General features: G+C 33.0%; 21 protein-coding genes, 1 tRNA gene and 1 pseudogene. 14 read left to right on the top strand and 9 right to left on the bottom strand.

The window, feature by feature from the left end:
• The first annotated feature begins 178 nt into the window (after positions 1–178).
• The 8 genes from E5167_RS10360 (at position 179) to E5167_RS10325 (ending at position 10,009) form a co-directional block, all read left to right on the top strand.
• Complete coding sequence (locus E5167_RS10360) at positions 179–1,078, top strand: helix-turn-helix transcriptional regulator (RefSeq protein WP_136843775.1); 900 nt, start codon at positions 179–181, stop codon at positions 1,076–1,078.
• A 4-nt stretch (positions 1,079–1,082) separates the two neighbouring features.
• Positions 1,083–2,096: a ferrochelatase gene (hemH, locus tag E5167_RS10355; protein ID WP_136843773.1), complete on the top strand. Its 1,014-nt coding sequence runs from the start codon at positions 1,083–1,085 to the stop codon at positions 2,094–2,096.
• Between the two features lie 77 nt (positions 2,097–2,173).
• On the top strand, positions 2,174–5,263 hold the full coding sequence (locus E5167_RS10350; RefSeq protein ID WP_136843771.1) for a WD40/YVTN/BNR-like repeat-containing protein: 3,090 nt from the start codon (positions 2,174–2,176) through the stop codon (positions 5,261–5,263).
• Positions 5,263–5,811, top strand: a complete 549-nt coding sequence (locus tag E5167_RS10345; RefSeq protein WP_136843769.1) for a CopD family protein — start codon at positions 5,263–5,265, stop codon at positions 5,809–5,811. The genes E5167_RS10350 and E5167_RS10345 overlap by 1 nt, the downstream gene beginning before the upstream one ends.
• A gap of 40 nt (positions 5,812–5,851) precedes the next feature.
• Complete coding sequence (locus E5167_RS10340) at positions 5,852–7,300, top strand: sensor histidine kinase (RefSeq protein WP_239021982.1); 1,449 nt, start codon at positions 5,852–5,854, stop codon at positions 7,298–7,300.
• Between the two features lie 8 nt (positions 7,301–7,308).
• On the top strand, positions 7,309–8,091 hold the full coding sequence (locus E5167_RS10335; protein WP_136843768.1) for an enoyl-CoA hydratase/isomerase family protein: 783 nt from the start codon (positions 7,309–7,311) through the stop codon (positions 8,089–8,091).
• Between the two features lie 122 nt (positions 8,092–8,213).
• Positions 8,214–9,296 carry a PA0069 family radical SAM protein gene (locus E5167_RS10330; RefSeq protein ID WP_136843766.1) on the top strand — a complete coding sequence of 361 codons (1,083 nt, stop codon included), beginning with the start codon at positions 8,214–8,216 and terminating at the stop codon, positions 9,294–9,296.
• 44 nt (positions 9,297–9,340) lie between these two features.
• Positions 9,341–10,009: a hypothetical protein gene (locus tag E5167_RS10325; protein WP_136843764.1), complete on the top strand. Its 669-nt coding sequence runs from the start codon at positions 9,341–9,343 to the stop codon at positions 10,007–10,009.
• Positions 10,010–10,150: 141 nt separating this feature from the next.
• On the opposite strand, the gene E5167_RS10320 is transcribed toward E5167_RS10325, so the two are convergent.
• The 4 genes from E5167_RS10320 to E5167_RS10305 form a co-directional block, all read right to left on the bottom strand.
• Positions 10,151–10,807, bottom strand: coding sequence for an HD domain-containing protein (locus E5167_RS10320; RefSeq protein WP_136843762.1), 657 nt, complete (start codon positions 10,805–10,807; stop codon positions 10,151–10,153).
• Positions 10,797–11,537, bottom strand: coding sequence for a lysophospholipid acyltransferase family protein (locus tag E5167_RS10315; RefSeq protein ID WP_136843760.1), 741 nt, complete (start codon positions 11,535–11,537; stop codon positions 10,797–10,799). Before E5167_RS10315 ends, E5167_RS10320 begins: the two co-directional genes overlap by 11 nt.
• A gap of 52 nt (positions 11,538–11,589) precedes the next feature.
• The gene (locus E5167_RS10310) at positions 11,590–11,988 is read right to left on the bottom strand and encodes a hypothetical protein (RefSeq protein WP_136843758.1); all 399 of its coding nucleotides are present in this window, start codon (positions 11,986–11,988) and stop codon (positions 11,590–11,592) included.
• Positions 11,989–12,168: 180 nt separating this feature from the next.
• Entirely contained in the window at positions 12,169–12,579 is a 411-nt protein-coding gene (locus E5167_RS10305; RefSeq protein WP_136843756.1) for a BrxA/BrxB family bacilliredoxin, read from the bottom strand.
• A 117-nt stretch (positions 12,580–12,696) separates the two neighbouring features.
• On the opposite strand from E5167_RS10305, the gene E5167_RS10300 reads away from it, so the two are divergent.
• Complete coding sequence (locus E5167_RS10300; protein ID WP_136843754.1) at positions 12,697–13,470, top strand: DnaJ domain-containing protein; 774 nt, start codon at positions 12,697–12,699, stop codon at positions 13,468–13,470.
• Between the two features lies 1 nt (position 13,471).
• Here the strand turns inward: E5167_RS10300 and E5167_RS15415 are convergent, their stop codons facing one another.
• The gene (locus E5167_RS15415) at positions 13,472–13,624 is read right to left on the bottom strand and encodes a hypothetical protein (RefSeq protein WP_169301415.1); all 153 of its coding nucleotides are present in this window, start codon (positions 13,622–13,624) and stop codon (positions 13,472–13,474) included.
• Between the two features lie 135 nt (positions 13,625–13,759).
• Positions 13,760–16,057, bottom strand: a complete 2,298-nt coding sequence (locus E5167_RS10295; protein WP_136843752.1) for a TonB-dependent receptor — start codon at positions 16,055–16,057, stop codon at positions 13,760–13,762.
• Between the two features lie 99 nt (positions 16,058–16,156).
• Between E5167_RS10295 and E5167_RS10290 the strand changes: the two genes are divergently transcribed.
• The 3 genes and pseudogenes from E5167_RS10290 (at position 16,157) to feoB (E5167_RS10280) (ending at position 20,024) form a co-directional block, all read left to right on the top strand.
• The gene (locus E5167_RS10290) at positions 16,157–16,810 is read left to right on the top strand and encodes a metal-dependent transcriptional regulator (RefSeq protein ID WP_136843749.1); all 654 of its coding nucleotides are present in this window, start codon (positions 16,157–16,159) and stop codon (positions 16,808–16,810) included.
• A gap of 1 nt (position 16,811) precedes the next feature.
• Positions 16,812–17,846: a metal-dependent transcriptional regulator gene (locus E5167_RS10285; RefSeq protein ID WP_136843747.1), complete on the top strand. Its 1,035-nt coding sequence runs from the start codon at positions 16,812–16,814 to the stop codon at positions 17,844–17,846.
• A pseudogene (gene feoB / locus E5167_RS10280) lies at positions 17,836–20,024 on the top strand (ferrous iron transport protein B). The gene E5167_RS10285 and the pseudogene feoB (E5167_RS10280) overlap by 11 nt, the downstream one beginning before the upstream one ends.
• 140 nt (positions 20,025–20,164) lie before the next feature.
• On the opposite strand, the gene feoB (E5167_RS10270) reads toward feoB (E5167_RS10280), so the two are convergent.
• Genes feoB (E5167_RS10270) through E5167_RS10260 form a run of 3 tightly spaced genes read right to left on the bottom strand, consistent with a single transcriptional unit; the run spans position 20,165 to position 23,208 of the window.
• Positions 20,165–22,264: a ferrous iron transport protein B gene (gene feoB / locus E5167_RS10270; protein WP_136843743.1), complete on the bottom strand. Its 2,100-nt coding sequence runs from the start codon at positions 22,262–22,264 to the stop codon at positions 20,165–20,167.
• Positions 22,257–22,490: a FeoA family protein gene (locus E5167_RS10265; protein WP_136843741.1), complete on the bottom strand. Its 234-nt coding sequence runs from the start codon at positions 22,488–22,490 to the stop codon at positions 22,257–22,259. Before E5167_RS10265 ends, feoB (E5167_RS10270) begins: the two co-directional genes overlap by 8 nt.
• Positions 22,491–22,533: 43 nt before the next feature.
• The gene (locus E5167_RS10260; protein ID WP_136843739.1) at positions 22,534–23,208 is read right to left on the bottom strand and encodes an SCO family protein; all 675 of its coding nucleotides are present in this window, start codon (positions 23,206–23,208) and stop codon (positions 22,534–22,536) included.
• 179 nt (positions 23,209–23,387) lie between these two features.
• Here E5167_RS10260 and rseP point away from each other — a divergent pair, with 179 nt between their 5' ends.
• Positions 23,388–24,728, top strand: a complete 1,341-nt coding sequence (rseP, locus tag E5167_RS10255; RefSeq protein WP_136843737.1) for an RIP metalloprotease RseP — start codon at positions 23,388–23,390, stop codon at positions 24,726–24,728.
• 72 nt (positions 24,729–24,800) lie between these two features.
• Positions 24,801–24,874 (top strand) — tRNA-Asn (locus tag E5167_RS10250).
• Positions 24,875–25,047 lie beyond the last annotated feature (173 nt).

Below are 25,047 nucleotides of genomic sequence, written 5' to 3'. Positions count from 1 at the left end.
AGTACAGAGCAAAAATAGAACGCTTATGATTAAAAAAATAACGCTAAAAGAACATAAAGTGTCGTTAATGGTTTTTTATACTCGATTTTTATTATAATATGATTTTTATCATATTTTTGCAGTCATACCAGCGACTTTATGTTGGTTTGTTTAGAATAATTCTAAATAAGAAAGATAAATGAAAGAAAAACATACTAAAAAAAATGTCGCTAAAAGTACTTTTGTTGAAACAAAAATAGAAGACGGTTTTTTTGTTTTAATTTACCAAAATGAGAATAATAAAATTGAAACTGTTGAGCGTGAAATAGATACAAGCTTTATTCAGTTTCATTTTTGTGTTAAGGGTAAAGCTGATTTTCAATTTAACAATGGAAATTATACTTTAAATATTCATGAGCAAACCTCTTTGCTTTTATATAATCCGCAACGTAGTTTACCCATTCATTTAGATATAGAACCAAATTCTTCATTGGTTTCTATTTTAATCTCAATCAAGAAATTTCACGGCTTATTTTCAGAAGAAGCCAATTACATTTCTTTTTTAAATAATGAGAATAAAGACAAAAAATACTATAAGGACGGAAAAATATCACCTTCTTTAGCAATTGTGTTAAATCAGTTGGTTAATTATAATTTAAATCAATCAATCAAGAGCATATATTTTAAAGGTAAGGCTTATGAGTTATTAAGCTTGTACTTTAACAGAAGTGAAGACGCTAACGTTGAGCAATGCCCTTTTCTAGTGGATGAATCTAATGTTATAAAAATTAGAAAGGCCAAAGATATTATTGTATCTAGAATGGCTGAGCCACCAACCTTACAAGAGTTAGCTGATGAAATTGAATTAAGCTTAAAAAAGTTAAAAGAAGGTTTTAAGCAAATTTATGGTGATTCAGTATTTAGTTTTTTGTTTGACTATAAAATGGAAGTAGCACGTAAACTATTAGAAACAGGCAATCATAATGTAAATGAAGTTGGTTTAAAAGTAGGCTATAGTACAGCTAGTCATTTTATTGCCGCATTTAAAAAGAAGTATGGAACAACACCAAAAAAATATTTGATGTCATTATCATCATAAACATATGAAAGGAATATTATTAGTAAATCTTGGGTCGCCAGATAGTCCTGAGCCTAAAGATGTAAAGAAGTATTTAGGGGAATTTTTAATGGACGAGCGTGTTATAGACGTTCCGCTTTGGGCAAGAAACTTGTTAGTAAAAGGCATAATTTTAAATACACGACCAAAAGCGTCAGCCGCAGCCTATAAAAAAATATGGTGGGAAGAAGGCTCGCCGCTTATTGTAATTTCTAAAAGGTTACAAGAAAAAATTCAAAAACAGGTTGAAACCCCTGTTGCTTTGGCTATGCGATATGGTAGTATGACCATTAAAAAAAGTATGCAGGAGTTGGTTGATAAAGGTGTGAGTGAAATTTTACTTTTTCCATTATATCCACAGTTTGCCATGGCAACCACCGAAACTATTTTAGTATTAGCCGAAGAAATTCAAAAACAATATTTTCCTCAAGTTAAATTAGACTCTGTTAAAGCATTCTACAATAAACCAGATTATATAAAAGTGCTTTCAAACAGTATTAAAAAACACCTTGAAGGGAAAGATTACGACCATCTACTGTTCTCTTATCATGGCGTCCCAGAAAGGCATATTAAGAAACGCGATATCACCAAATCGCATTGTAAAATTGACGGAAGCTGTTGTATAACCCCATCAAAAGCACATGAGTTTTGTTATAGACATCAATGTCTAGAGGTCACACGATTAGTAGCAAAACACCTCCAGCTTGAAGACAACTCTTATTCTTCTTCGTTTCAATCAAGACTGGGTTTTGATCCTTGGTTACAGCCATATACCGACAGAACTATTGAGCGACTAGGAAAAGAAGGAATAAAGAATATGGCAATAGTAACACCAGCTTTTGTAAGCGACTGTTTAGAAACCTTAGAAGAAATTGCTATGGAAGGTCAAGAAATATTTCATGAAGTTGGTGGTAAAGATTTTACAACAATACCTTGTTTAAATGATGATGAGGAATTTGTTGATTTGCTTTCAAATTGGATTAATAATTGGATAAATTAACTGTTAAAAACTAATCTTACTTAAAAAGAATAATTTTTATTCTTACATTTATTTCCAATAACCAAACCAATAAAAAAATGAGATCATCAACGCTTTTTTTAGCAGTAATATTGCTGTTGTTTAATTATTCCCCAACACAAGCACAAAACATTAACGAAAATCAGTATGACGCCCTTGAATACAGACTTATAGGGCCTTTTAGAGGAGGTAGAAGTGCTGCTGTTACAGGTGTGCCTAATCAGCCAAATCTATATTATTTTGGAGCAACTGGAGGAGGTGTATGGAAAACTTTAGATGGAGGTAGAACATGGGAAAACATATCTGACGGTTACTTTGGAGGAAGTATGGGAGCTATTACAGTATCTAAAAGCGACCCTAATGTAATTTATGTAGGTGGTGGAGAAAAAACAGTAAGAGGAAATGTGTCATCAGGATATGGTATGTGGAAAAGCGTTGACGCTGGAAAAACATGGACATCTTTAGGGTTAGAAAAATCAAGACATATACCTAGAATTGCAGTACATCCAACAAATTCTGATATTGTTTATGCAGGAGTTATGGGTAATCTATATAAGCCGACTCAAGAACGCGGTGTTTATAAAAGTACTGACGGAGGAAAAACATGGCGTAAAACTTTATTTTCAAATGAACATGCTGGTGTAGTCGATTTACAAATAGACCCATCAAACCCTAGAATTATTTATGCATCCACATGGCGTATTAATAGAACACCTTACAGTTTAAACTCTGGTGGCGACGGTTCTGCACTTTGGAAAAGTACTGATAGTGGAGAAACTTGGACAGAAATTTCTAAAAACAAAGGATTCCCAACAGACACCCTAGGAATTATTGGAGTAACCGTATCTCCTGTAAATAATCAGCGTGTTTGGGCTATTGTTGAAAATAAAGACAAAGGAGGATTGTACAGAAGTGAAGATGGAGGAGAAACCTGGAATTATATTAATAGCGACAGAAACCTACGTCAAAGAGCATGGTATTATACACGTATTTATGCAGATACTAAAGATGTAGATAAAGTCTATGTTTTAAATGTTAGTTATCATAAAAGTGTTGATGGCGGAAAAACATTTAGCAGACATGGTGCGCCACATGGTGATCATCACGATTTATGGATTGCACCAGAAGATCCAAATAGAATGATTATTGGAGATGATGGAGGTGCTCAAGTAACTTTTGATGGAGGTGAAACTTGGAGTACCTATCACAACCAACCAACAGCACAATTTTATAGAGTGACTACGGACAATCATTTTCCTTATAGAATTTATGCAGCGCAACAAGATAATTCTACAGTTAGAATTCAGCATAGAACCGATGGTCGTTCTATCACAGAAGACGACTGGGAAAGCACAGCTGGAGGAGAATCGGCTCATATAGCAGTTGATCCAGAAAATGACGATATCGTATATGGAGGAAGTTACGGTGGATATCTAACAAGAGTCAATCACGAACGAGGCACATCAAGAGCTATAAATGTTTGGCCAGATAACCCAATGGGTCATGGAGCAGAGGGTATGAAATACCGTTTCCAATGGAATTTTCCAATAATTTTTTCAAAGCATAATCCAGACAAACTATATACGTTCTCTCAAAATGTGCATGTTTCTGAAAACGAAGGGCAATCGTGGGAGATTATTAGTCCAGACCTAACGCGTAATGATCCTGAAAAGCAAAAATCTTCAGGGGGTCCAATTACGCAAGATAACACTGCTGTAGAATACTATTGCACCATTTTTGCTGCTCAAGAATCTCCGTTACAAGAAGGTTTGCTATGGGTTGGAAGTGATGATGGCTTAGTACATGTTACCAAAGATGGTGGAAAAACCTGGGACAACGTAACACCGAAAGGGATGCCAGAATGGATGATGATTAATAGCGTTGAACCAAGTGCCTATGACCCAGGAACATGCTACATTGCAGGTACTAAATACAAAACTGGAGATTTTGCACCATATTTATATAAAACTACTAATTATGGAAAAACTTGGACAAAAATAACTAGTGGTATAGCCGAAGAGCATTTTACAAGAGTAGTTCGTGAAGATCCAAAACAAAAAGGGTTGTTGTATGCAGGCACAGAAACAGGGATGTATATTTCATTTAACGATGGAAAAAACTGGAAGCCATTCCAATTAAACTTACCAATAGTTCCTATTACAGACCTAACGATTAAAGACAATAGTTTAATAGTGGCAACGCAAGGTAGAAGTTTGTGGATGATTGATGATTTAACGATTATTCATCAATTATACAATGCCGATAAATCTGCCAATATTTTATTCAAACCAAAGGACACTTACCGAATGGGAGGAAGCAGTTTTAAAGGCAGTAGAACAGCAGGAACTAACCTTCCAAGTGGTGTAATTACATATTTTAATTTGAATAAGTATGACGAAAAAGAAGAGGTGTCTCTAACGTATTTTGACACCAAAGGCGATACGATTAAAACCTTTAGTAATAAGTCCAAAGAGAACAAATTATCTGTTGAAAAAGGTACCAATCAATTTATTTGGAACATGGTTTATGATGGAGCCGACCGTTTTCCAGGAATGATTTTATGGGCTGGGAGTTTAAGGGGTCCAAGAGCTATTCCAGGAAATTATAAGGTGAGCTTAAATGTTAATGGTGAAGTACAAAATCAGCCATTTACCATTTTGGCAGACCCAAGAGCAGAAAGCACTTTAGATGATATGAAAAAGCAATTTACGTTTATTAAGGATGTAAATAAAACCCTTGATAATACACATAAGTCGATTAAAAAAATAAGAAAAATCAATGGTAAACTAGATGCTTTTATGTCTCAGTACAAAGAAGATGAAAACGTTAAAGACCTAGTAGAAAAGGCTAAAACGTTAAAAGAGCAATTCTCTGAAATAGAAAAAGCATTGTATCAAACTAAAAATAGAAGTGGGCAAGACCCATTAAACTTCCCAATTAGATTAAACAACAAGTTAGCATATTTAAACTCTTTAGTTGGTAGAGGCGATTTTGCTCCAACAGATCAAGCTGTTGCTGTTAAAAATGAGTTGACTCAAAAAATTAATGCTCAATTAGTAAAGTTTAACGATTTAGTCGATAAGGAAATAAAAGCGTTTAACGATGTGTTTAATGCTAAAAAACTGAACTATCTTTTTGTTGAAGATTAATGGAACTATATAACTATATAAAAGCTCTGCATCTCATTTTTGTAATTACATGGTTTGCAGGGCTTTTTTACATACCAAGATTATTTGTTTACCAAATAGAGGCATTTTACAAACCATCACCTAATAAAGAAATTTTAGGGGAACAGTTAAAGCTTATGGCTAAACGACTGTGGTTTATTATTACGTGGCCATCAGCTATTTTAGCTACGGTATTTGCTGTTTGGCTATTAATTTTAATTCCAACATGGTTAAACCAGTCGTGGATGCTGGTAAAACTAGTATTTGTGGCACTACTGTTTTTATATCACTTTAAAACACATCAAATTTTTAAGCAACTGCAAAAAGATGAGGTACGTTACACCTCTAAATTTATGAGAATTTGGAACGAAGGCTCAACCATCATTCTTTTTTCGGTGGTATTTTTAGTAATACTTAAAGATAGTCTTAATTGGGTTTTTGGGGTTGTTGGAATTGTAGCTTTAGCAATATTGCTAATGTTGGGAATTAAATGGTATAAACACATAAGAGAAAAAAAACCTAAGGCCTAATATGGCTTGATTATTGTTATAATTTGCATAAATTTATTGAATGGCAGCTAAAAGACTTTCCTTACGTTCGCGTATTTTTCTCTATATGATTTTGCTGGTTGTAGTGGCTTCTATTTTAATAGCAGCTGTAACACTTTTTCAATACAATGAACAAGGAAAAGATTACCACAAACAACGATTAGAGCGAAAAGAAAGGCAGATTTTATCAAGTATGGACTATGTGTTAAGGGAAACAACTTATGAACGCACACCCGAAAGATTGAGCTTAATTTTTAAAGATAAAATCTATGAAATTGCCAATAACTTAAATGTAGATTTTAATATTTACGACCTAGAAGGTGTCTTAGTAAAAAGTTCAGTCCCAAGTATTGAAAACGACTCTATTTCAAGATGCTTATCACCTGAAATATTGAATGAATTAAGCTTGAGTGTTAACAAACGTTATTTAGAAAAAAACGAAGTTATAGGTGGCGATTATCAATCATCTTACATCCTTTTTTCTGATTATAACGCAAATCCTTTAGGGATTTTACATGTGCCTTACTTTGAGGATGATTCGTTTAACGAAGATGAACTTAAAGAGTTTTTAGTACGTTTAGGCTATGCCTATTTCTTTATGATTTTAGTCGCTATTTCATTCGCTTATTTTGTATCCCAATACATAACACGTTCACTTAAAACTATAAGTGATAAAATGAATGAAACAAGATTAGAAAAGCGTAACAAAAAAATTGAAATAAAAGGCGCAAGTGTTGAAGTGTCTGCTCTTGTTAAATCTTACAATAGCATGATTGATGAACTCGAAGAAAGTGCAGTAAAATTGGCCACTAGCGAACGTGAACAAGCATGGCGTGAAATGGCAAAACAGGTAGCTCATGAAATTAAAAACCCATTAACACCTATGCGATTAAGTGTTCAAAGTTTTCAGCGAAAATTTGATCCAAAAGACCCTAATATTAGTCAAAAAGTAGAAGAGTATAGTAAAACACTTATTCAGCAAATAGACACTATGAGTTCCATTGCTTCTGCATTTTCCAATTTTGCGAAAATGCCTGCTCAAAAAAGCGAGCAATTAAATGTAGTAAAGGTTGTAGAATTAGCATTAGATATTTTTGCTGAAAACTATATTACTTTTATTCCTGAAAGTAGTGAGATTATTGCAACTTTTGATAGAACACAGCTTATTAGAGTGGTTACAAATCTTGTAAAAAATGCTATTCAAGCAATTCCAAATACCAAAACACCAAAAATTATCGTTAAAGTATTTTCAGAAGAAAATAACGTCATTTTAACTGTTGAAGATAATGGAAATGGTGTTAGTGATGAAAATAAATCTAAAATTTTCGAGCCTAAATTTACTACAAAAAGTAGCGGAATGGGACTAGGCTTAGCAATGATAAAAAACATTATTGAAACTTATAACGGAAACATTACTTTTGCATCAACAGAAAACAAAGGCACCACTTTTAAAGTGAGCTTTCCAAAATAAAAATCGAAATGACTTTTAAAAATATATTAGTTAATACAAACAACAGCATAGCTACCATAACGATCAATAGACCCAGCAAATTAAACGCTCTTAATCGAGTTACAATTAATGAACTCCATGAGGCTTTAAAGAGTATTAAAGACGATCCAAAATCTAAAGTAATCATAATTACTGGAAGTGGTGAAAAAGCATTTGTTGCTGGAGCTGATATCAGCGAATTTGCCGATTATAGTGTTGAAGAAGGAAGTAATTTAGCAGCTCAAGGTCAAAAACAATTATTCGATTTTATCGAAAATTTTAATAAACCTATTATTGCTGCTGTTAATGGGTTTGCTCTTGGAGGAGGATTAGAACTTGCTATGGCTTGTCATTTTAGGGTAGCAAGTACCAATGCTAAAATGGGATTGCCTGAAGTGTCATTAGGTGTTATTCCGGGTTATGGTGGTACACAGCGTTTACCACAATTAGTTGGAAAAGGACGCGCTATGGAAATGATTATGACTGCTGGTATGATTGATTCAAACCAAGCGCTAAGTTATGGATTAGTAAATCATGTAAAAACTCAAGACGAATTATTGTCATTTTGCGAAAGTTTGACCTCAAAAATTATGCGTAATTCATCTGTAGCCATTAGTGCAGGAATTAAAGCTATAAATGCAGGCTTTACAGATGGCATAGATGGATATCAAGCCGAGATAGATGAATTTGGAAAATGCTTTGGAACAGAAGATTTTAAAGAAGGGACCACGGCTTTTTTAGAGAAGAGAAAAGCTGATTTTCCTGGAAAATAGGTGTAGAAAAACAGAAATTTTCAGGTTGTTAATAATCCAAAATTATTTTAACAGTTTTCAATTATTATATTGATTAATTTAGAGTGCTACTTACTTAGTATTCACACTTTATTTTAATTATTATGAACTCCAAGTCAACCACCTTAAAGGGACGTGGTGCACAACTAAATGTACCTAATCGTTTCTTCGAATTAAGCCATGAACAACGTGACGATTTTCTAGAATTTTGCCGTAAAGAAGGTGAGCAACCAGATAAAAATAAAACCCTTTATCTGCCTGTTTTTCCAAAAACCATCGTGAATAAAGTCACAAGTCCTGATGTTGGTATGATGTATTCCATGAACCCTTATCAAGGCTGCGAACATGGATGTGTGTATTGTTATGCACGAAACAGTCATGAGTTTTGGGGTTTTAGTGCAGGGTTAGATTTTGAAAGACGTATTTTGGTTAAGAAAGACGCACCAAAATTATTAGAAGAATTACTTAAGAAGAAAAGTTGGAAAGCACAAACCATTGTGTTGTCAGGAAACACCGATTGTTACCAACCTGCAGAAAAGCAATTTGAAATTACTAGGCAATGTCTGGAAGTCTTTTTAAAATACAAACATCCTGTTGGTATTATTACAAAAAACGCCTTGATTCTACGTGATTTAAACATTTTGAAATCACTAGCAAAAGACAATCTGGTTGGAGTCAATATGTCTATCACTTCATTATCTGAAGAGACACGACGTATTTTAGAACCTAGAACAGCAACCACTAAAAAACGATTGGAAACTGTAAAAATACTTTCAGAAAATGGAATTCCTGTAAACGTCATGTTGGCACCCATAATTCCATCTATAAACAGTCATGAAATTTTACCTTTAGCCAAAGCTGTGTCTGAAGCTGGAGCTTTATCAATAGCACATACTATCGTTAGACTTAATGGTGCTATCGGCGAAATTTTTACCGATTGGATTCATAAAACATTGCCTGATAAAGCAGAGAAGGTGCTTCACCAAATTGAAAGCTGCCATGGAGGTACTTTAAACGAAAGTCGCTTTGGTGTTAGAATGCGTGGTGAAGGACAAATAGCAAAACAAATAAATGATTTGGTGAATTTAGCGAGACATAAGTATTTTAAAGGAAAGCGAATGCCAAGATTAAGCACAGAACTTCATGAACAATATAAATTTGGACAGATGAAGCTGTTTAATTGTTAATAAATATTTAATATATTTGTTAACAAAATGAAAATAAGCATATTATGAAAAACTTATTACTTCTATCGTTTACAATTTTGTTTAAAACAACTATTTATGCTCAACCTGTTAAATATGAGACAAGAGCTACTGATATAACTACTTTTGATACTTTTGATTTGCGTGATGAAGTATTGGAAGGGACTAGCTATATTCAAAATGAATTTTTACTAGCTAATATAGAAAACTATGACAAACCTGTGTTTTTAAAATATAATGCCTTTCAAGATCAGATGGAAATTATAAGAGATAAAATATATTTTATTCCTAAAAAAATTGGATTATCAATAACTTTTAAAGAAACTAATTTTACTTATAAAGTGTTTTCTTTTGAAGTTAAAAATAATAATAATTTAGTTTTTTTAAAAGTATTACAAGACGGATTGAGGATAGTTTTACTTCTTCAAGAAAAAATAATTTTTGTAGAAGAAACAAAACCAAAAACTGGATATAAAGAATACGAAGCGCCGAGACTAAAAAGAATAAAAGATAAATTATTTTACAGTAAAGAAAATAATATTGCTTTAGAAATGCCCAAAAATAAAAAAGACATATTAAGTATTTTTTCAAATAACTTATTAGAGGTAAAATCTTTTGTTAAAACAAACAAACTAAATATTAAAAACAAAAAGGACCTCATCAAGGTAGTAGAGTATTATAATACTCTCAGATAATTTGTCTATAACTTTCCCTTTTTTAGAACTTGTTATTATTATATGGTTGTAACTCTAAAATTAATTTAACAATTAAATCAAATCATCACATTTATACCTATAATCTTCTCCTAAATCGTTTAAAATGGGATTGAACTAGTACTATTTTTTTCCATCCCATTCTGCATAAAATTGGTCTAAGTATAGTTCCATAAATTGATGACGTTGTTTGGCAATTCGCTTTCCAGTTTTAGTATTCATTTTATCGGAAAGCAACAATAATTTTTCATAAAAATGATTAATGGTTGGAGCAGTTGACTTTTTATATTCCTCCTTAGTCATATTCATGTTTGGTTTAATTGAAGGGTCAAATAGCTTTCGGTTTTTAAAACCTCCATAATTAAAACAACGTGCAATACCAATAGCTCCAATGGCATCTAACCTGTCAGCATCTTGAACAACGTCTAACTCTGGTGAGGTGAATTTTTCACATTTCTCTAAAGATTTATTGAATGAAATGTTTTCAATAATGTTAATGACATGCTCAATAACCAAACTATCAACATTGTATTTAAACAAAAACTCTCTAGCCATTTTTGGACCAATAGTATCATCACCATCATGAAATTTACTATCGGCAATATCATGCAATAAAGCGCCTAATGCTACAACTAATGAATTGACATTTTCTCCTTTAGAGATAAGTAAGGAATTATTAAACACTCTTAATGTGTGAAACCAATCATGACCACCTTCAGCATCTTTTAAAGTGGCTCTCACATAATTTTTTGTGGCTTCAATGAGGTTGTTATTCGTCATAATCAATGTCATTTATAATGGTTTGTTCAACTTGTTTTGCTAATACAATAGACTCTTCAGAATTTACTGAAATAGGTTGATGTACTTTAAATTTTATATGTGCTCCTAATCCCATAGGAAATTTACCATAACGTAATGTTTTCCATGAATTATTAATTGAAACAGGAACAACCAAAGCATTTGGCATATGATTCATTAACGTAATTAACCCTTTTATTTTAAAAGGTTTTGGTTTACCTGTTCTGCTTCGCGTGCCTTCAGGAAAAATAACAGCAGCCCAATTGTTTTTTTCTACGCGTTTTGCAAAGTCTTCAATCGCTTTTATGGACTCAATAGGCTTTTTTCTATCAATTAGCACAGAACCTCCATGACGCAAATTATAGGATACACTTGGAATACCTTTTCCTAATTCCTTTTTACTTATAAACTTTGGATGATGTTTTCGCATGTACCACATTAAAGGTGAAATATCATACATACTTTGGTGATTAGCCACGATAATTAAAGGTTGATTTGCATCTATTTTATAAGGATTGCTGAATGAGAAACGAGTTCCTAAAATATTTAAGCAACGCATTAACCAAAACTGTAAACAAATCACGACTCGTTTATGCGCTTGGTAACCCAGAACATTATAAGCGAACCATTGTATAGGATGAAAAACAATGAGTGTTAGAAAAAAGAAAAACGCATAGATAAGCGTTAAAGGATATGCTAGAAGTTTAATCATTTTTTAATGCTAAAAAGGCATTCAAAAGTAGGAAAAACAAAAGAAAATACCTTTAAAAAATTGGATTACATGTGTTATCAAGACATTCAAACCCAACTGGAGGAGAAGCAATAGAACAATCTGAAATAATTCCCCACTTTTCGTTAAGTTTTTGTTCTAATTGATTATAATCGTTTACCCAAAGCAGTAATTGGGTGTCATTTATTGAATTTGTGTATATTAAATAGGTCCAAGGTCCGCCACAAGGCTTACTTCCAAAACCAACGAATAAGCATTCGGTATTTTCGTTGCAAACAGACGTTGCTGCTAAATCTTCTATTTTTTCTTTATATTTATCTAGTTCAGCTCTTTCTTCTTCATAAGTTAAAGCAAGCTTGTCTTCACCACATTGCGTAGCTACAAAAAAGAAAGAAAAAGATAAAAACATAAAAATTAGTTTTAAACTTTTCATATCAATCGTTTATTTTAAGACGCATTAATTTTTTAAAGGTTGCGTAGAAACACAAAAAAACCACGAGAATTTCGTGGTTTAATTTTTTATTTGTCAATGCGAACATAGTGAAGCAATCTCATGAATGGAGTTTTAATCAAAAAGATTACCACGTCACTTCGTTCCTCGTAATGACAGTAATTAACAGTGTGTGTTGTACGCATCAACTAAGTTGTCCGCAATCATTTCAGCTGGACGGCCTTCAATATGATGACGCTCTAACATATGAACTAATTCTCCATCTTTAAACAGTGCCATACAAGGTGAACTTGGAGGAAACGGAATCATAAATTCACGAGCCTTATCAGTTGCCTCTCTATCAACACCTGCAAAAACCGTTACTAAATGATCAGGGCGTTTTGCATTTTGTAAACTTTGTCTAGCTCCTGGACGTGCGTTAGCAGCAGCACAACCACAAACCGAATTCACAACTACTAATGTTGTACCTTCTTTTGCCATGGCAGTTTCAACTGCTTCAACTGTATGTAATTCTTCAAAACCTACGTTTGTTAGGTCTTCACGCATTGGTTTTACTAATTCTGGTGGATACATATTTTTAATTTTAAGAATTATTAATTTAAAGCACAAAGATACCAATTGTGTAACAAATTCTTCATGCAATCTACTAACAAATAGTATATTTACTTATAATTAAAATCTATTACTTACATGAGTTTTTCAAAGTGGATTGGAGCATCGATAGGTTGGTCGTTTGGAGGTCCAATAGGCGCTATAATTGGGTTGGCTTTAGGAAGCATTGTAGATTCTATGGCAAACGGAAAAGGAAGTCCATTATTAGGCGATCGACAAGCAGGGCGACGTCATAGAAGGCATAAAAACAGACCAAGACAACGACCACAAACACAACCAGGAGACTTTGAAGTAAGTTTATTGGTATTGGCTTCTATTGTTATAAAATCTGATGATTATCAAGATCAACGCGAACTGGATTTTGTACGTCAACAATTTACAAGTATGTATGGTAGGGAGCGTGCTAACTATGCATTTAAGCTTTTTAAGAATATTGGTAAGCAGAACATTTCTACACGACAGGTTTGTAATCAAATAAGGCAGATGATGGATCACCCATCACGTTTACAATTGCTTCATTTTTTATTTGGAATAGCTAAAGCTGATGAACATGTTACTGAAAGTGAAATTAGGCAGATTTATACTATTTCTGGTTATTTAGGCATTAGCTCAAAAGATTTTGAGAGTATTAAAGCCATGTTCTTTAACAGTACCGAAAATGCATATAAAATCCTTGAAATTGAAAAGTCTGCTTCTGTTGATGATATCAAGAAAGCATACCGAAAAATGGCTAAAAAATACCATCCTGATCGCGTGATTCATTTAGGTAAAGAACATCAAGTTGGTGCTGAAGCAAAGTTCAGACAAGTTCAAGAAGCTTATGAGCAGTTACAAAAGGAAAGAGGGTTTTAATTTAAAGCGTATTCTCTTTTTTTTCTTGAATTCGTTTATCAATATATTTGAAATAGCGTTTTTCCTTATATTTTCTATAGACAAAAGCAACAATTACTATTAAGCCAAGTAACATCAAACCGCCTTTTCCGGTTAAATATTCTAATAGTTCCATACAAATAAATTTAGGGTATTATAGTCTGCAATAAAATGAAAACTTTCAATTAAGTCACTTATTTTAGACCAACTGCATTATTGAACGTTATTTTGAGAATTAAAACTAAGAACGAGCAGTTAGAAAAGAAGGTTTTTAAAGCGATTTAATCCTCAGCCCCACAAAAACAGTTCTAGGGCTTCCAGAACCATAAACATAATTACTATCTCGATTTTTGCCACTATCAAAATCACTTTGATAAGCATTAAATATGTTTTTAATACCACCAAAAACTTCTAATCCAGTATCAAGATTTTTCAAATCGAAACTATAACTAGATTTAATTCCTAATTCTGAAAAAGCTTTAGAGGTAGTATAGGCATCAGTAGTTTGTTCTGGGGCTCCAGCAAAGTGCGCAATTTTCATGGTTCCAGTATATACATAATTTAAAGTTGTACTAAACTTTTGGTTAGGCGTAAAACTCAGCATCGCAAAACCATATTCATTAGGTGTTCGTAAAAAATCTCGTAACGCAGGTAAGCCTTCTATGTTTTCAACTGCTGAATCAAACTTGCTTGATTGAATGTTAAAACCAGCTTCTAATTGCACTTTTTTATTATAATTGGCTCTAACTTCAAAAGTTAATCCTTTTACTGTAGCACCATCACCATTTTGTTTTTCAAAGCGTTCGCCAAATGCATCTTCGCCTAAAGGTGTTAAATAAAAAGCATCTTTTAAATGTGTATAAAAACCTTCTAAAGTAAATCCGAAAATATAATGTTCGGTTGGCTTGTCGTAATTAATAGAAGCACTAAAACTGTTAGAACGTTCTTCTTTTAAATCATCACCCAAGGAAATTCTAGAAATTCCACCGCCCGCAAAAGCGATATGCAAATCGGTGTCAAATGCTTGAGGTGCTCTAAAACCTGTACTCCAAGTGGTTCTAAACTGCACATTGCTTTCTGGTTTATAAAGCAACGAAAAGCGTGGGCTAAATATAACCTTATCCACTAAATTATGTTTGTCTGCTCGAACACCTGAAAGCAAGTTTAACTTAGGTGTAATCTCCCAGTCACTTTGGAGGAAAGTAGCAAACGTTTTTGTGGTTTGATCTATTTTGTAGTTGTAAGTATTAATTTCATCAAATACATCGTCCATAACATATTCACTTCCAAAAGTAAATACGTTGCTCCCTTTTAAAAAGTTATTAAATCGATGATTTAGCTGTGCACCACCTTGAAAAGTCAACGTTTTTGAGGCGCCATAAGGTGGGTTGCTAAGATGATTTTCTATATCAATTTGTTCATCTGGAAATATGCCTGTGTAGTGATCTCTATCTGTTTGTTGCCCTGCTAAATAAGTAATAATAGAGCTGTTATCGTTATTAAAATTTATTTGATAATCCAAGCTTCCCATGAGCACGTTGTGTGTGCGTTCTTCAGACTGCAAAGCTAAATGAGGTGCTTTATCTACCATTTCGCCACCATATCTATATTCATGTAAACTACTTAAGCTAACTTCTAATTTCTGATTTTCAGAAGGCAGAAAGAAAAAATTAGTTCCAAATGAAGTGTTTTTTAACTCTGGTAATTCTGAAAAATTATCGTCATTAGCATCATAAGTATCACGTTCACGTTTGTTAACGAATAATGAAATACCACTTTTTTTAGATTTTGAAACTATAGTCGCATTTCCATTTATTATATGGTCGTTGGCATCACCTTTTATAGATTGATAGGTATAGTTAACATCAAAACTATTGTCTTTAGGTGTTTTAGTAATAATATTCACCACACCACCAATGGCACTAGAACCATATAGTGTAGAGCCACCACCACGAATGGTTTCAATACGGTCAATCATATTAACAGGGATTTGTTCTAAACCATATAATCCTGTGAGAGGACTGAAAATTGGGCGACCATTAATAAGAATTTGAGAATAACCGCCTGCAAGACCATTCATTCGTAGTTGTGTATAGTTACAGGTCTGGCAATCGGTTTCAACCCTTAATCCTGGTTGAAATTTTAAGCCATCAGATAGGTTACAAGCTTGCACATTGTTTAATGTTTCACTGTTTAAAATATTTACAATTACTGGCGAATTTGTTTTGCGCTTAAACGTTCGGGTACCTGTAATAACAACTTCATCTAAGAGAACATCTTCTATCAAGTTGAAATCTACGGTAATATTTTCGCCATTTATAGCAATTTGCTTACTATAAGGTTCGTATCCAGTATATGACGCCTCAATAACATAAGACCCATTTGGAATATTTTTAATTTTAAAACGACCATTCTCGTCAGCCACAGCGCCTTTGTTAATTTCTTTTATTGAAATATTAGCAAAGGCTAAGGTGTTGTTGTTTCCTTTAACACTACCTGAAACAGAAAATGTTTGACTGCTTAAATGAAATGAACATAGGAATAAAATAAGTATTGAAAATTTCTTCATCTTGATATTTTTTATGCAAATATAAATTAATATTTAGACAAGACTAAAAATATATTTAAATTAAAGTAAATATTGTATATTTGTAGAAATTATTTTAGTATGACGACGTTATCTGAGGAAAACTATTTAAAAGCCATTTATCATTTAGGTAAACAAGACGGTGAAGCTGTGAGCACAAACGCTATTGCAGAGCAAATAGATGCCAAGGCATCTTCAGTTACAGATATGATAAAAAAATTAGCCGACAAAGAGTTGGCTAATTACATAAAGTATCAAGGTGTTAGTTTAACTGAAGAGGGTCGCTTAACTGCTAAGGCTGTGATTAGAAAGCATCGTTTGTGGGAAACCTTTTTAGTAGAAAAACTAAATTTTTCTTGGCATGAAGTTCACGAAATAGCCGAACAATTAGAGCATATTAAATCGGAAAAACTAATTGATAAATTAGATGATTTTCTTGGCAATCCAACGCACGACCCTCATGGCGACCCAATTCCTGACAAGTACGGAAATTATACCAAAATAAAAAGCAAAAGTATTTTAGATATTAAACCTGGAAATCAAGGTATTTTAACAAGTGTCAAAGATTCTTCTAAGGCATTTTTAAAATATTTAAACAAGAATAAATTGGCTCTAGGTGACACTATTAAAGTGATAGACTTTGAACCTTTTGATGAATCGTTTACCATTGAAACCAAATCTAAAACAATGACGATTTCAAAAAATGTAGCCGAAAATTTATACTTAAGTATTTAGGATGAACGATTATAACCCAATATCAGCATTGATCATATTTTTTGGAATAGCCATTCTGCTGTTTCTGTTATTCAGACCAACAAAAGGATGGTTTTGGTTACTTCAAAAAAACTTTAAAAGCAACGAAAAAGTAATTATTGAAGACATTTTAAAGCAACTCTATCATTTTGAAAACTCAGGAAATAAAGTAGATACCAGAACATTGGTTGAAGTCTTAAACTTTAAAAACAAAAGAATTGTTGAAGCGATTAAAAAAATGTCGATCAACGACCTAGTGTATTTTGATAAAGATGCTTTAAAACTTACAGAAGAAGGTCATGAATACGCATTACGAATTATAAGAGTACATCGTCTGTGGGAACGCTATTTGGCTGATAAAACAGGATTTCATAAAAATGAATGGCATGACAGAGCTGAACGAATGGAGCACAAGTTAAGTCACGATGAGACTAACAAATTAGCTTCCCAACTTGGAAACCCAAAGTTTGATCCTCATGGCGACCCTATTCCAACAAAAACAGGCAAAATCGCAGATATTGAAGGTGTGGAATTACCAAGGTTGCCTGTGAATTCTATTGCTAGAATTACACATATCGAAGACGAACCAGAAGTGATTTACAAACAAATTTTAGCCGAAAACATTCACATTGGCTCTTTGCTTAAAGTGGTTGAAAATAATAATACACGTATTGTATTTCATTCTGAAGGCGAAGAATTTGTATTAGCACCAATTGTAGCATCAAACCTTACAGTATTACCAATAGAAAAGGAAGTAGTCATTGAAGAAAATATTGCAAGGTTATCAGGATTACAGGAGAATGAAATGGCCGAAATTATTGGAATTTCAAAAGAAAGTAGAGGTGAAAGCAGACGACGCTTATTGGATTTAGGATTTGTAAAAGGCTCGAAAATAAAGATAGATTTATTGAATCCTTTAGGCGAACCACATGCTTATTTGGTAAAAGGGACTTCTATAGCATTACGTAAAGATCAAGCATCAAAAATTCTTATTAAAAAATCAGAACATGCAGACTAAAGTTGTAAAAAGTGCTTGCGAAACCTGTGCACATTTTAATGCTGAGGGTTTAAAAAAACTAGGAATCCATGCCGAAAATTTTGACTTTGTTGTGGCTTTAGCTGGAAATCCAAATACAGGAAAAAGTACGGTGTTTAATGCTTTAACAGGATTGCGTCAACATACTGGAAATTGGCCTGGAAAAACAGTCACTAGAGCAGAAGGCGGCTTTCAGTATAATGAACAGAAGTATAAACTTGTGGATTTACCTGGAACATACTCGTTATTATCCACATCAACTGATGAGGAAGTGGCAAGAGATTTTTTACTCTTTGGGAGACCTGATGTAACCGTAATTGTTGCTGATGCTAATAGATTAGAGCGTAACTTAAATTTAGTGCTTCAAATATTAGAGATAACAGACAAAGCTGTGTTGTGTCTTAATTTAATGGATGAAGCTAAACGCAATAGCATTGTTATTGACCAAAGAGTATTAGCTAAAGACTTAGGGATTCCTGTTGTAGCTACAAGTGCAAGATATAAAGAAGGCATCCCTGAGCTAATTCAAACTATTTCTGAAGTGGCTAATGGTACTATTGTATGTAAACCACATCGTATTAAAAATGTATCTCCAAATATTGAAAAAGCTGTCAAGAAACTAAGTAAAGAAATTGAAAAAGAATTTCCAGGAATAGCTAATAGCAGATGGATAGCTTTTAGATTACTAGAAGGCGATTCGCAAATAATTGAAGCCTTAAAAACAGGAGAATTAGTATAGTAATGAGTAAAAAAAATATAGAACATATTATAGAATTATCAAATGAATTACGTTGGCAAATTGGCGACGATTTTCATGATAATTTAACCGAAGGTATTTATGCTGATGCTGCCAATATTGTTAGGGATAGTGTACAGACTGAAAAAGGTAAAAAGAGATTTCGATTAGATTCTAAAATCGATAAAATTGTAACAAGTAAAACCTTTGGATTTCCTATCATGTTCCTCATATTAGGAGTGGTTTTATGGTTAACTATTATAGGTGCTAATTATCCGTCATCTATGTTGGCTAATTTGCTGTTAGATACCATTCATCCAGCTCTAAAAAGTGGCGCATCGAATATTGGAATGCCTTGGTGGCTCGATGGATTTTTAATTGATGGTGTGTATTTGGCAGTCGCTTGGGTTATTGCAGTCATGTTACCACCAATGGCTATTTTTTTTCCAATGTTTACATTGTTGGAAGACTTTGGATATTTACCTCGAGTAGCCTTCAATTTAGATAATTTATTTAAAAAATCTGGAGCTCATGGCAAACAAGCCTTAACTATGAGTATGGGGTTTGGTTGTAATGCCGCAGGTATTGTAGCCACTAGAATTATCGATAGTCCAAGAGAACGACTTATAGCCATCATTACTAACAACTTTTCGCTTTGTAACGGTCGTTGGCCAACGCAAATACTAATTGCGACTATTTTTATTGGAGCTGTAGTGCCTTCATCGTTTTCAAGTGTAGCAGCGTTACTTTCGGTTATTGGAATTGCAGTTTTAGGAATGGCGTTTATGTTTTTAACATCTTGGGGCTTATCTAAAACAGTTTTAAAAGGAGAAGTTTCAACGTTTAATTTAGAATTGCCGCCTTACAGACCACCTCGTTTCTGGAGAACACTTTACACCTCTTTAATTGATAGAACTTTAATTGTGTTATGGAGAGCCATTGTTTTTGCAGCGCCAGCTGGTGCCGTAATTTGGTTAATTTGTAATATTCATGTTAGTGGAGATGTAAGTATAGCAGCATGGTTAATTGATTCGTTTGATGGTTTTGGATGGTTACTGGGATTAAATGGTGTTATTTTATTAGCTTATATTGTAGCTATTCCAGCTAACGAAATTGTAATTCCTACGATTTTAATGCTTACAGTTTTAGCCACTGGAATGTCTGGAGGAGAAGGCGCAGGAGTCATGTTTGAATTAGACTCAATCAGTGCAACTGGAGATGTTTTAAGAGCTGGAGGTTGGACATTACTTACTGCTATTAATTTAATGCTTTTTAGCTTACTTCATAATCCTTGCAGCACCACTATTTATACCATTTATAAAGAAACCAAAAGTGCTAAATGGACAGCTGTGGCTTCAATTTTACCAGTAATTTTAGGGTTTATCGTGACGTTTTTAGTGGCGCAAATCTGGAGGCTTTTTTAATACTTGTTAGCAACCACAACTATCACTTCCACAAGACTTAGAGTTTTGTTTTTTAGGGTTCCAAATAAACTTTTTAACTAAAAAGACTACGGCAAAGAGTCCGATAATTGCAATAAAAATATTTTGAAAAAGTATATTCATTAGTTTAAAATTTGAAAAGCAATTAATGCTACTACGTAAGCTATAAGAGACATACCAAATAATTGAATCATTGGCCATTTCCAAGTATTGGTTTCTCTTTTTACAATGGCAAGGGTACTCATACATTGCATGGCAAAAGCATAGAATAGCAATAATGAAATTCCTGATGCTAACGTAAATACTTTGTCGCCATTGTCATGAACTTCTTTCGCCATTCTGTTTTTTATGGTTTTATCGTCATCATCTAAAGCACTACCAACGCTGTAAATAGTTGCTAATGTGCCTACAAAAACTTCACGTGCAGCAAAAGAGGTTACAATACCAATGCCTATTTTCCAATCGTATCCAAGCGGACGAATTGCAGGCTCAATGGCTTTACCAACAATACCAATAAAAGAGTGCTCTAATTTGTAAGCAGCAACTTTATTTTCTAGTTGCTCACCTTGCAATTCTGGATAGGTTTGCTCTACAATAGTTTCGGCATTATTGAACTCTTTTCCTGGACCATATGATGCCATAATCCAAAGCACAATAGAAATAGCCAAAATAATTCTACCAGCCTCAAACACAAAGGTTTTAGTTTTTTCTAGAACCGTTAATGCCACATTTTTAAACAATGGTACTTTATAACTTGGCATTTCGATAACAAAGAATGTTTTTCTATTGGTTTTTAAAATCTTATCTAAAATGTATGCCGAAAAAACAGCCATTCCAAAACCAATTAAATACAATAACATTAAAGCCAGAGCTTGATAGCTTAGTCCTAAAAAACGACCTTCAGGAATTACCAAAGCAATAATAATTAAATATACAGGAAGTCTTGCAGAACAAGTTGTAAAAGGTGTTACTAGAATTGTGATTAATCGCTCTTTCCAACTTTCAATATTTCGCGTTGCCATAATAGCTGGAATTGCACAAGCTGTACCAGAAATTAAAGGCACAACACTTTTTCCACTAAGTCCAAAGCGACGCATAACACGATCCATTAAAAACACGACACGACTCATATAACCACTTTCTTCTAATACTGAAATGAATAAGAATAAGAAAGCAATTTGTGGAATAAAAATTACAATACCACCAATACCAGCAACCACGCCTTCGGCAATTAAATTAGTTAGTTTTCCTCCACCTGGAAAGCTCGCTTTTATCCAGTCTGCCAAGGAAGCAAAAGAGCTATCTATAAAATCCATTGGGACACTTGCCCAATCGTAAATGGCTTGGAAAATAGTAAGTAAAATGAAAAAGAAAATGATATAACCCCAAACTTTATGGGTTAAAATTCTATCAAATTGTGCTCTTAAACCTGTGGCTTTAGTAGCATCAATAGTTTGCCCTTCTTTTAAAACGCCATTAATAAATTGGTAACGCTTAATAGTTTCTTTTTGCTGTAAACGTTTTAGTTCGCTTTTAGATTTGGTCTTAAATTTCGAAAAATCAAGTTCATTTCTGTCAATTTTTCCAAAATTAGCGTCTTGACTAATAACTACCCATAGCTTATATAGATCTTGATTTGGAAATGCTTGTTTTAGGCTGTTAAAATATTCGGTATCAATTGTCGAAGTATCTAAACAAGGTTGTGTTGATAGTAGTTTATGGTTTTCAATTAGATTTTTTAAATCACCAATACCTTCGTTTTTTCGTGTACTGACTAAAGCTATTTTGGTGTTAAGTTTATTTTCAAGTAGTTTTATGTCTAAAGAAATTCCTTTTCGAGACATTCTATCAGCCATATTAATGACTAATATGGTAGGAATTTTTAAATCTTTTATTTGTGTAAAAAGAAGCAGGTTTCGTTTTAAGTTTTCAACGTCACTTACAATAACTGCTACATCAGGGTAGTCCTTATCATTCTTGTTTAACAGTAATTCAATAACAACATTTTCATCTAATGACGATGCATTTAAGCTATATGTTCCTGGTAAATCTAAAATGTGTGCTTTTACACCTCGAGATAGTTTACAGATGCCTTCTTTTTTATCGACTGTAATTCCTGGATAGTTTCCTACTTTTTGGTTCAACCCTGTAAGCGCATTAAAAACAGATGTTTTTCCTGTGTTTGGATTTCCAATTAGCGCAACATTTATTTGTTTACTCATTAATAATATCAATTAAAATCAATGCTGCAGTTTCTTTTCTAATCGCTAAATAACTGTCATTAATATTAAGATATATAGGATCATGAAAAGGCGCTACTTGTAATAACTCCACTTCATTTCCTGGTAAACACCCCATTTCTAGAAGTTTTAACGGAATATCTTCTGAAGAACTATCAATGATAGTAGCACGTTCTCCTTTTTTTAAATCAGCAATTGTTAAGGGCATCCTTATTTAGATTCATTTTAAAGAAGCAAAAATAATAAAAAGATTATTGTTTATAGGAAGCTTTTAAAATTTTTATATCATCAATTAATCGATCCACTTCTTCCATGTCTGTACCATCATAAAACCCTCGTATTTGACGCTCTTTATCTATAAGCATAAAGTTTTCGGTATGAATCATATCAAAAGGGCCACCATCGCCATCGTCTTTTACTGCTAAATACGATTTTCTAGCAAGTTCGTAAATTTGTTTTTTATCACCAGTAACCAAGTTCCATTTAGATGCGTTTACATTTTTTTCTTTTGCATAACGTTTTAGTTGAGCTATAGTATCAATTTCAGGAGTCACCGTATGTGAAAGTATCATCACTTCATCATCTGTGATAAATGCTTTTTGTACTTCGTGCATGTTTTTGGTCATAATTGGGCAAATGGTTTGGCACGTTGTAAAAAAGAAGTCGGCTACATAAATTTTGTCCTTATAGTCTTCTTGTGTAATGGTTTTACCATTTTGATTTACCAAACTAAAATCAGCTATTTTATGATATTTTTTTTGGTATTGAATAGTTGTGTCAACCAACTCGGTACTTACTTGTGCTGGTTGATATACAGGAAGTACTTTTTTGGGTTTTAAAATGGAATAGAAAATCGAAATAAAGATAACAGATAAAATTAGAAGACTTATTCCGAAGAATTTATATTTTTTAAAAAACTCTAGCATTTTTTATCACTTTATAGTTTAATTGTGATTACAAAATGCAAAAATACGGACAAACACTAAAAAATGCTATTAAATCATACCTAAAAAGGATAAAGAAACGTTAATGATAACCTATTATGTTTTATAATGTAGCTTTAAAGTTTTACTTTTGTGCGTTTATAAATTTTGACAAAGATTAGATGGAGTTTGTTATTAAGATATCTCAATTTTTATTGAGCCTTTCATTACTAATTGTTTTACACGAATTAGGACATTTTATACCAGCAAAATTATTTAAAACTAGAGTAGAAAAATTCTACTTGTTTTTTGATATAAAATACTCGCTATTTAAAAAGAAAATAGGAGAAACCGTTTACGGAATTGGGTGGTTGCCATTAGGAGGATATGTAAAAATCTCAGGGATGATCGATGAGAGTATGGACAAGGAGCAAATGGCTGAAGAACCAAAACCTTGGGAGTTTCGTTCTAAACCTAGCTGGCAGCGTTTAATTATTATGCTTGGTGGTGTAACGGTTAACTTTATTTTGGCAGCGATTATTTACATTTTTATGGCTTATGGTTATGGTGAGTCAGACATCGCTGCAAATAGCATTAAAGATGGGTATTTAGTTGAAAATTCTTTGTTAAAAGAATTTGGACTACAAACAGGTGATAATGTTTTAGCTATTAATAATAATAAAATAGTTAATTACTCTGACCTTAAAAAATATTTTATAGAAGCACAAGTCATTACTATCGAGCGTGATGGTGTTGAGCAAAAAATTACACTACCAGAAGACTTTTTAGGGAGATTAAGCTCAAGTAAAGAAAGAGGTTTTTTTGAGTTAAGAACCCCTTTTATTATTGCAAAAGTAGTAGATACGCTAATAAATAAAGATGTAGATTTAAAGAAAGGAGATGCATTTGTATCAATTAACGGAAAAGAGCTGAAGTATTTTGATCAGCTTGGAAATATAGTAGAAGATTTTAAAGGTGAAACAGTTAATGCAGAACTTTTGAGAGATGGTAAGAAAATAACCAGAAGTTTAAAAGTTGATAGCAATGGTAAACTTGGTATCATTTCTGGAGGAACCTATAGTGATATTGAAAAATTAGGATACTATAATATCGTTGAAAAACAATATACCTTTGGAGAAAGTATAGGCGTAGGCCTAACAAGATTTAAGGATCAAATTAGTTCCTATTGGATGCAACTAAAACTAATTTTTACACCTAGTACTGGCGCTTATAAAGGTGTTGGTGGATTTAAAGCTATTTTTGATATTTTCCCAGACACATGGAGCTGGCAATCTTTTTGGAGTATTACAGCCTTTTTGTCTATTATGTTAGGCGTTTTAAACTTATTGCCAATTCCAGCACTAGATGGAGGACATGTGATGTTTTTATTATACGAAATGGTATCTGGAAGAAAACCTGGGGATAAGTTTATGGAGTATGCACAAATGGTAGGGTTCTTTATATTAATTGCTTTAGTACTTTTTGCTAATGGAAACGATATTTTTAAGGCCATTTTTAATTAAAGTTTTTTAAATATTATATTTGTAGTATATAAAAAATAATATATATTTGCGCTCGCAAAAGCGGAAAAACAGTCCTCCTTAGCTCAGTTGGTTAGAGCATCTGACTGTTAATCAGAGGGTCCTTGGTTCGAGCCCAAGAGGAGGAGCAGTGAAGTCCAAATTACAATTGTAGTTTGGACTTTTTTTATGCATTAACCTAGCATTTTAATTACATTCATTGCATTAGTTGCATTTTACTTCAAAGAATCAAATCTATTGGGTTATTTCTTAAAAAAGACTCCTATTGGGTCTCCCTTTTTTTTAAAAAGACTCCCATCGT

Source organism: Pontimicrobium aquaticum, from assembly GCF_005047595.1.
Taxonomy (GTDB): Bacteria; Bacteroidota; Bacteroidia; order Flavobacteriales; family Flavobacteriaceae; genus Pontimicrobium; species Pontimicrobium aquaticum.
Note: the sequence above shows the minus strand (reverse complement) of the source record. Positions and strands in the feature narration are given on the sequence as shown.

Excerpts from the sequence above, each read along its gene's own strand:
- E5167_RS10310 (WP_136843758.1), bottom strand. The coding sequence starts at position 11,988 with ATGAAAAGTTTAAAACTAATTTTTATGTTTTTATCTTTTTCTTTCTTT.
- E5167_RS10285 (WP_136843747.1), top strand. The coding sequence starts at position 16,812 with ATGAACGATTATAACCCAATATCAGCATTGATCATATTTTTTGGAATA.
- E5167_RS10290 (WP_136843749.1), top strand. The coding sequence starts at position 16,157 with ATGACGACGTTATCTGAGGAAAACTATTTAAAAGCCATTTATCATTTA.
- E5167_RS10335 (WP_136843768.1), top strand. The coding sequence starts at position 7,309 with ATGACTTTTAAAAATATATTAGTTAATACAAACAACAGCATAGCTACC.
- E5167_RS10320 (WP_136843762.1), bottom strand. The coding sequence starts at position 10,807 with ATGACGAATAACAACCTCATTGAAGCCACAAAAAATTATGTGAGAGCC.
- E5167_RS10350 (WP_136843771.1), top strand. The coding sequence starts at position 2,174 with ATGAGATCATCAACGCTTTTTTTAGCAGTAATATTGCTGTTGTTTAAT.
- E5167_RS10340 (WP_239021982.1), top strand. The coding sequence starts at position 5,852 with ATGGCAGCTAAAAGACTTTCCTTACGTTCGCGTATTTTTCTCTATATG.
- E5167_RS10360 (WP_136843775.1), top strand. The coding sequence starts at position 179 with ATGAAAGAAAAACATACTAAAAAAAATGTCGCTAAAAGTACTTTTGTT.
- E5167_RS10260 (WP_136843739.1), bottom strand. The coding sequence starts at position 23,208 with ATGCTAGAGTTTTTTAAAAAATATAAATTCTTCGGAATAAGTCTTCTA.
- E5167_RS10345 (WP_136843769.1), top strand. The coding sequence starts at position 5,263 with ATGGAACTATATAACTATATAAAAGCTCTGCATCTCATTTTTGTAATT.
- rseP (WP_136843737.1), top strand. The coding sequence starts at position 23,388 with ATGGAGTTTGTTATTAAGATATCTCAATTTTTATTGAGCCTTTCATTA.
- E5167_RS10300 (WP_136843754.1), top strand. The coding sequence starts at position 12,697 with ATGAGTTTTTCAAAGTGGATTGGAGCATCGATAGGTTGGTCGTTTGGA.
- hemH (WP_136843773.1), top strand. The coding sequence starts at position 1,083 with ATGAAAGGAATATTATTAGTAAATCTTGGGTCGCCAGATAGTCCTGAG.
- feoB (WP_136843743.1), bottom strand. The coding sequence starts at position 22,264 with ATGAGTAAACAAATAAATGTTGCGCTAATTGGAAATCCAAACACAGGA.
- E5167_RS10265 (WP_136843741.1), bottom strand. The coding sequence starts at position 22,490 with ATGCCCTTAACAATTGCTGATTTAAAAAAAGGAGAACGTGCTACTATC.
- E5167_RS10325 (WP_136843764.1), top strand. The coding sequence starts at position 9,341 with ATGAAAAACTTATTACTTCTATCGTTTACAATTTTGTTTAAAACAACT.
- E5167_RS10315 (WP_136843760.1), bottom strand. The coding sequence starts at position 11,537 with ATGATTAAACTTCTAGCATATCCTTTAACGCTTATCTATGCGTTTTTC.
- E5167_RS10295 (WP_136843752.1), bottom strand. The coding sequence starts at position 16,057 with ATGAAGAAATTTTCAATACTTATTTTATTCCTATGTTCATTTCATTTA.
- E5167_RS10305 (WP_136843756.1), bottom strand. The coding sequence starts at position 12,579 with ATGTATCCACCAGAATTAGTAAAACCAATGCGTGAAGACCTAACAAAC.
- E5167_RS10330 (WP_136843766.1), top strand. The coding sequence starts at position 8,214 with ATGAACTCCAAGTCAACCACCTTAAAGGGACGTGGTGCACAACTAAAT.
- E5167_RS15415 (WP_169301415.1), bottom strand. The coding sequence starts at position 13,624 with ATGGAACTATTAGAATATTTAACCGGAAAAGGCGGTTTGATGTTACTT.